Below are 7193 nucleotides of genomic sequence, written 5' to 3'. Positions count from 1 at the left end.
TTATTACTTGTAATGATTCCATAATTATGCTCTTTTTCCTAATAGCGTTGCTGAAGTACAATCTTCAACAAGAATGTCTACAAAATCACCAATTTGTTCATCTCCTTTTGGGAAAATAACCATGGCATTTTGCGAATTTCTGCCTTTCCAATGCGCATCAGATTTTTTTGAAGTACCTTCGATTAAAACTTCTACATTTTTACCTATAAATTGTTCCATGCGATAAGCACCATGTTCTCTTTGAAGCTGGATAATTTCATTTAACCTTCTTTTTTTAACTGCTAGTTGAACATCGTCTTCCATTCTTTTTTCCGCAGGTGTGCCAGGACGTTCAGAATAAGCAAACATAAAACCAAAGTCGTATTGTACATATTCCATTAAGCTTAATGTATCTTGATGTTCTTCTTCAGTTTCTCCACAAAATCCAGCAATCATATCCTGAGACAAGGAACATTCAGGTAATATTTTTTTGATATTGTCAATCAGTTCCATATACTCTTCACGTGTGTGTTGTCTATTCATTCTTTCTAATACAGTGGTACTTCCAGACTGTACAGGTAAATGAATGTATTTACAAATGTTTTCGTGTTTCGCCATAGTGTGAATTACATCTAAGCTCATATCCTGTGGGTTAGAGGTAGAAAAACGAAAACGTGTTTTTTGAAACTCAGTAGCAGCTAAATCTAATAATTGTGCAAAATCAACTGCAGTTGCTTTGGCAATTTCAGAAGCATTTTTAAAATCCTTTTTTAAACCACCTCCATACCAAAGGTAGCTATCAACATTTTGACCTAAAAGTGTAATTTCTTTATAATTTTTAGCTACTAAATCTCTTACTTCTTCTAAAATACTTTTTGGATCTCGGCTACGTTCTCTTCCTCTTGTAAATGGTACTACACAAAAAGTACACATATTGTCACAACCTCTAGTAATTGAAACAAAAGCCGAAACACCGTTGCTATTTAATCTAACTGGAGAAATATCTCCGTACGTTTCTTCTTTAGAAAGAATAACATTTACAGCATCTCTACCAGCACTTACTTCAGCTAATAAATTAGGTAAATCTTTATAAGCATCTGGCCCAACAACCAAATCAACAATTTTTTCTTCTTCTAAAAATTTCGATTTTAAACGCTCTGCCATACAGCCTAAAACACCAACTTTCATAGCTGGATTTATTTTTTTAACAGCATTGTATTTTTCTAGACGTTTACGAACAGTTTGTTCTGCTTTTTCTCTAATTGAACAAGTATTTACCAAAACTAAATCTGCTTCTTCTAGCAAATGAGTGGTGTTGTAACCTTCTTCAGAAAGTATTGATGCAACAATTTCAGTATCATTTAAATTCATTTGGCAACCATAACTTTCTATAAAAAGTTTTTTATGATTTCCTTGTTTATGATCTGTTAAAAGCGCTTGACCTTGCTTTTTTTCTTCTATAACTTTTTCGCTACCCATATCTTTTTATTGGATTACAAAGATATAACCAATTTTCTAAAAATATGACATATTGGCAGAACTTTAACAAACTGTTTAAATGGCTTTTCAGCTCTAATATTTAAAGTAATTTTGTTAATTGGTTAAGAATTAAATATTAATACCTAATGTAGCGTTTTAATATTTTTAAAGGTATTAGTAATACACACTTTGAAACAGTGATAAAATAAAACAAAAATTGAAGATTTAGAATTGCTAAATACATTTAAAAACATAACCGCTTTTGATGTAGTTCTAATGCAAAATAATTTATGGTTAATTGGTGATAATACGTCGTTTCAATATAATTATTCGGATAATGGGCTTAGTTTATTGAGTGAATATCATTTAAATTAAAAATAGTTTTTCTAGTAAAAACAGGCTATATAGCCTGTTTTTTTTATTTTTAGCAAATAGTTTTTGATAAGTATTAAAAATCTTATATACATTTGCAAACCAAAAGCGCCTAAATATATTCAAGGTGTTTTTTATGAAAAAAGAAAAGATTTATGGCAAAAAATTTGGTAATAGTAGAGTCACCTGCAAAAGCAAAAACAATTGAAAAATTTTTAGGAAAAGATTTTCAAGTTGAATCTAGTTTTGGGCATATTGCAGATTTACCCTCTAAGGAAATAGGAATAAACGTAGATGGAGATTTTATGCCAAATTATGTAGTTTCTTCAGATAAGAAAGCTATTGTAAAAAAATTAAAAAGTTTAGCTAAAAAAGCAGATACTGTTTGGTTGGCTTCGGATGAGGATCGCGAGGGAGAGGCAATTGCTTGGCATTTATTTGAGCAGCTAAAATTAAAAGATGCTACAACAAAACGTATTGTTTTTCATGAGATTACACAAAAGGCTATTTTAAAGGCTGCTGAAAATCCAAGAAGTATAGATTACAATTTAGTAAATGCACAACAAGCGCGCAGAGTATTAGACAGGTTGGTAGGATATGAATTATCACCAGTTTTATGGAGAAAAATAAAAGGAGGATTGTCTGCTGGTAGAGTGCAATCAGTTGCTGTTCGATTAATAGTGGAAAGAGAGCGTGAAATAACAAATTTCACTCCGGTAGCTTCCTATAAAGTGGTTGCAGAATTCACTAATTTAGAAGGTAAAAAGTTTAAAGCTAATTTGCCAAAGAATTTTGACACAAAAGAAGCTGCAGAAGCATTTTTAAATTCGTGTATTGGTGCAAATTTCAAGGTTGAAGATTTACAAAAAAAACCTGCGAAAAAATCTCCAGCAGCACCATTTACAACTTCAACATTACAACAAGAAGCTTCTAGAAAATTATATTTTCCCGTTGCAAAAACAATGATGATTGCGCAACGTTTATATGAAGCAGGTTTAATTACCTATATGAGAACAGATAGTGTAAACCTATCTAATGATGCTAAAAATGAAGCAAAAGAAGAAATAATTTCATCGTACGGTGAAGCATATAGTAAACCAAGAAATTTCAGTACTAAATCTAAAGGCGCGCAAGAAGCACACGAAGCTATAAGACCTACAAATATGAGTCAGCAGTCGGTTTCTGTTGATTACGATCAAGATAGATTGTACGATTTAATTTGGAAACGGACCATTGCTTCACAAATGAGTGATGCACAATTAGAACGTACCAATGTTAAAATTTCAAACTCGAATAACAATACTATTTTTACTGCAAATGGTGAAATGATAAAGTTTGAAGGTTTCTTAAAAGTGTATTTAGAAGGTACAGATAATGAAGATGAAGAACAAGAAGGAATGCTTCCTAATTTAACAACAGGAGATACTTTAATCAATAAAAATATTGTTGCAACCGAAAGATATTCAAGACCGCCTTATAGATTTACAGAAGCTGCTTTGGTAAAAAGATTAGAAGAATTAGGAATTGGACGTCCTTCCACATATGCACCAACAATTTCAACAATTCAGCGTAGAGAATATGTAGAAAAAGGTACAATTGATGGTGTTGACAGAGATTATACACAAATAAAATTAACCAAAGGGAAAGTAGTTTCTAAAGTTTTAACTGAAAAAGTAGGTTCAGATAAAGGGAAATTAGTTCCAACAGATATAGGTAATATTGTAAATGACTTTTTAGTAGAAAATTTCTCAAATATTTTGGATTTTGGTTTTACAGCAAAAGTAGAGTCTGAATTTGATGCTATTGCCGAAGGAAAGGAAGATTGGATTTCTATGATAAAAGATTTTTACAAAAAATTTCATCCAATAGTTGAAGATGTTGCTGCAAATGCCGATAGAGCAAAAGGAGAGCGATTATTAGGAATAGACCCAGAAAGCGGTAAAAATGTATATGCCCGTTTGGGTAGGTTTGGAGCTATGGTACAAATTGGGGAAGCTACAGACGAAGAAAAACCAAAATTTGCAAGTTTACAACCAGATCAAACCTTAACTTCTATAACCTATGAAGAAGCAATGGATTTGTTTAAGCTTCCTAAGAAAATTGGAGGTTATGAAGGTAATGATGTAATTGTTGCTAATGGTCGTTTTGGTCCTTATATTAAATTTGACACTATGTTTGTCTCAATTCCAAGAGACGAAAACCCTATGTCAGTAGATATTAACAGAGCCATTGAATTAATTCAGGAAAAACAAAAAGCAGATGCACCAATTGGTACTTATGAAAATTTACCAATTCAAAAAGGTGTAGGTAGATTTGGTCCTTTTATAAAATGGAACAATATGTTTATCAATGTTAATAAAAAATACGATTTTGATAATTTAACTCAGGTAAATCTTGAAGAATTAATTGAAGATAAAAAGAGAAAAGAAATAGAAAAAGTGCTTCATAATTGGGAAGAAGAAGGTATTAGAGTTGAAAAAGCACGTTGGGGAAGATCAAATATTTTAAAAGGAAAAATTAAAATTGAATTGCCAAAAACGGTAGATGCTACTAAGCTAACACTAGAAGAGGTAAAAGATATAATAGAAAAGAAGGCTCCAAAAAAGAAAGCTCCAAAAAAGAAAACAACTAAAAGAAAAACAACGAAAAAATAATTTTTTTAGTATATTGCCAACAATTATACTACTTAACCCCTAAAAATGAATTTCGATTATCTTAAACCCGTAGATAATACATTAGTAGCGTATGCAAGCATGCAAAATGATAGTTCATTTGGGCAATGTATTAAGATATATGCTAATAAAGATAATTTCCCAGACTTAACAACTACAAAAATTGCAATAATTGGAGTTTTAGAGGGGCGTGGTGCTGTTGATAATAATGGAACAGGTACAAATTTAAGTGAGTTAAGAAAAGAATTGTACAAATTGTATCCTGGAAATTGGCCAATAAATGTTGCAGATTTAGGAGATATTCAACAGGGAAATACCATTGAAGACACTTATTTTGCGGTTAATACACTTGTAAGTTATTTAATCAAAAATAAAATTATACCTATAATTATTGGAGGAGGACAAGAGCTTACATATGCAAATTACAGGGCTTACGATACTTTAGAACAAACTGTTAATATTGTAGCAGTAGATAGTAAATTTGATTTAGGTTCTATAGAAGATGATTTGAATTCTCAATCCTATTTGAGTAAGGTTGTTATGAATCCACCAAATAATTTATTTAATTTTTGCAATATTGGATATCAAACCTATTTTAACTCACAAGAAGAAATTGATTTACTAGAAAGTTTATACTTTGATGCGGTTAGGTTGGGTGAAGTTTTGAATGAAATTCAAATAGTTGAACCAATTTTAAGAGATGCAGATATTGTTAGTATAGATATGTCGTCTATTAAAAATGCAGATGCTCCAGGAAATAAGAATGCATGTCCAAATGGGCTTTCAGGAGTTGATATTTGTGCTATTGCAAGGTATGCGGGAATTAGTGATAAAGTTTCATCATTCGGTATTTACGAATACAATCCAATTTTAGATACTAAAAATCAGACTGCTCAATTAATCTCTCAAATGATTTGGTATTTTATTGAAGGTGTTAATTTTAGAGCAAATGACTATCCATTTGGATTAAAGGATCAGTATAAAAAGTTTATTGTTCCAATTGAAGATGAAGTGCTAAATTTTTATAAAAGTCATAAAAGCGGAAGATGGTGGATGGAAATAGAAATAAGTAATAATAATAAATTTAAAAGACATGCGTTAATACCTTGTACATATCAAGATTATATAAGTGCAAGTAACCAAGAAATTCCTGAAAGATGGATGCAAACATTTAAAAAATTAAATTAAAGGAATATTTTAAATACTAAAATCAATATTTTTTAGTTTTAAACAGTTTATGTTAAATATTGTATTTTAAATTAATTAGTAATACGTTTGCCTAAAAGAATTATAAATTAATATGAAGAGAATATCATTGTATATTTTGCTAGCATTGGTGATAGTCAGTTGTGGTTCAAATGATCAAGGAGAGTTAGTTGGAGTTAAGTCTTCAAATAATTGGCATTCTGAGAGACCATTAGGTATGACACTAATCCCTGGTGGATCTTTTACAATGGGTAAGCAAAGTGAAGATGTTGCAGGTTCACTTAATTCCCCAGCCAGAACTGTAACTGTGCGTCCTTACTACATGGATGAAACAGAAATAACAAACAGTGAATATAAAGAATTTGTACATTGGGTAAGAGACTCCATTGTTAGAACAGAACTTGCCTTATTTTCAGAACTTATGTCTTTTGATGGAGAACCAGTATTAGAAGAATATATGTTTTTAAATATTGACTCTACTGATATGTCTCCATATCAAAAATATATGATGAAAACCTATGGTAGTTTAGGAGATTTAAACTCTCCAACTCAAGGTAAAATGTTGAATTGGGATTCAGAAATTATTTGGAATGTTCATGAATTTCCAAGTGAAGAATATGCCGAAGTTATGATTGATTCTATTTTAACTCCTATTGAAGATAGTTTTGAAGGAAGAAGAATGTTAAATGTAGATAAATTAAAGTTCACCTATTATTGGCTAGATCAGGAAGCAGCAGCTAGAAACAAAGGAAATAGAAGAGATTTTATAAAACAAGAAACAGTAAATGTGTATCCAGATACTACTGTTTGGGTACGTGATTTTAAATATTCGTATAACGATCCAATGCATCAAGATTATTTTTATCATCAAGCATATAATGATTATCCTGTGGTAGGAGTTTCCTGGATGCAGTCAAAAGCATTTTGTAAATGGAGAACAAAAAAGAAAAACGATTATTTAAATGCAAAAAGAAATCCAACACAAGTACCTCAATTTAGACTAGCTACAGAAGCAGAATGGGAATATGCAGCTAGAGGGGGGCTTGAAAACGCTACGTACCCGTGGGGTAATCCTTATTTAACAACAGATAGAGGTTGTTTTTTAGCAAACTTTAAACCTATTAGGGGTAATTATGCTGTTGATGGTGCCTTGTATACCGTTGAAGCAAAATCATACCCGCCAAACGATTATGGACTTTATAATATGTCTGGAAATGTTGCAGAATGGACAAATACTTCTTATAGTGAAGCATCTTATTATATAGGTTCTACAATGAATCCTAATGTAGAGATTGATGAAAACCATAGAAAAGTAATTAGAGGAGGTTCTTGGAAAGATGTTGCGTATTTTTTAGAAGTAAGTACTAGAGATTACGAATATGCTGATTCAGCCAGAAGTTATATTGGCTTTAGAACTGTACAAGACTTTTTAGGAACTGATATTAGCGGAAATTAAATCAACAAACATATAAACAAAAAAAAATC

Annotated in this window: 4 protein-coding genes; 3 read left to right on the top strand and 1 reads right to left on the bottom strand. The window is 31.1% G+C overall.

Features of this window, described 5'->3' with window-relative positions; all coding sequences use genetic code 11:
- Positions 1–24 precede the first annotated feature (24 nt).
- Entirely contained in the window at positions 25–1458 is a 1434-nt protein-coding gene (miaB, locus tag IEW75_RS07450) for a tRNA (N6-isopentenyl adenosine(37)-C2)-methylthiotransferase MiaB (RefSeq protein ID WP_134248733.1), read from the bottom strand.
- A gap of 527 nt (positions 1459–1985) precedes the next feature.
- Between miaB and topA the strand changes: the two genes are divergently transcribed.
- From topA to porK, 3 genes are all read left to right on the top strand, one after another.
- On the top strand, positions 1986–4484 hold the full coding sequence (topA, locus tag IEW75_RS07445) for a type I DNA topoisomerase (RefSeq protein ID WP_134248734.1): 2499 nt from the start codon (positions 1986–1988) through the stop codon (positions 4482–4484).
- A 45-nt stretch (positions 4485–4529) separates the two neighbouring features.
- Positions 4530–5690 carry a formimidoylglutamase gene (locus IEW75_RS07440; protein ID WP_134248735.1) on the top strand — a complete coding sequence of 387 codons (1161 nt, stop codon included), beginning with the start codon at positions 4530–4532 and terminating at the stop codon, positions 5688–5690.
- Positions 5691–5802: 112 nt separating this feature from the next.
- Positions 5803–7164 (top strand): T9SS ring complex lipoprotein PorK/GldK, encoded by a 1362-nt coding sequence (porK, locus tag IEW75_RS07435; protein ID WP_134248736.1) that lies wholly within the window; start codon positions 5803–5805, stop codon positions 7162–7164.
- Positions 7165–7193 lie beyond the last annotated feature (29 nt).

Origin of the sequence: Lutibacter litoralis (assembly GCF_014646675.1) — a bacterium.
Classification (GTDB): Bacteria; Bacteroidota; Bacteroidia; order Flavobacteriales; family Flavobacteriaceae; genus Lutibacter; species Lutibacter litoralis.
The sequence above is the reverse complement of the archived record's forward strand: the minus strand, read 5'-3'. Positions and strand labels throughout refer to the sequence as shown.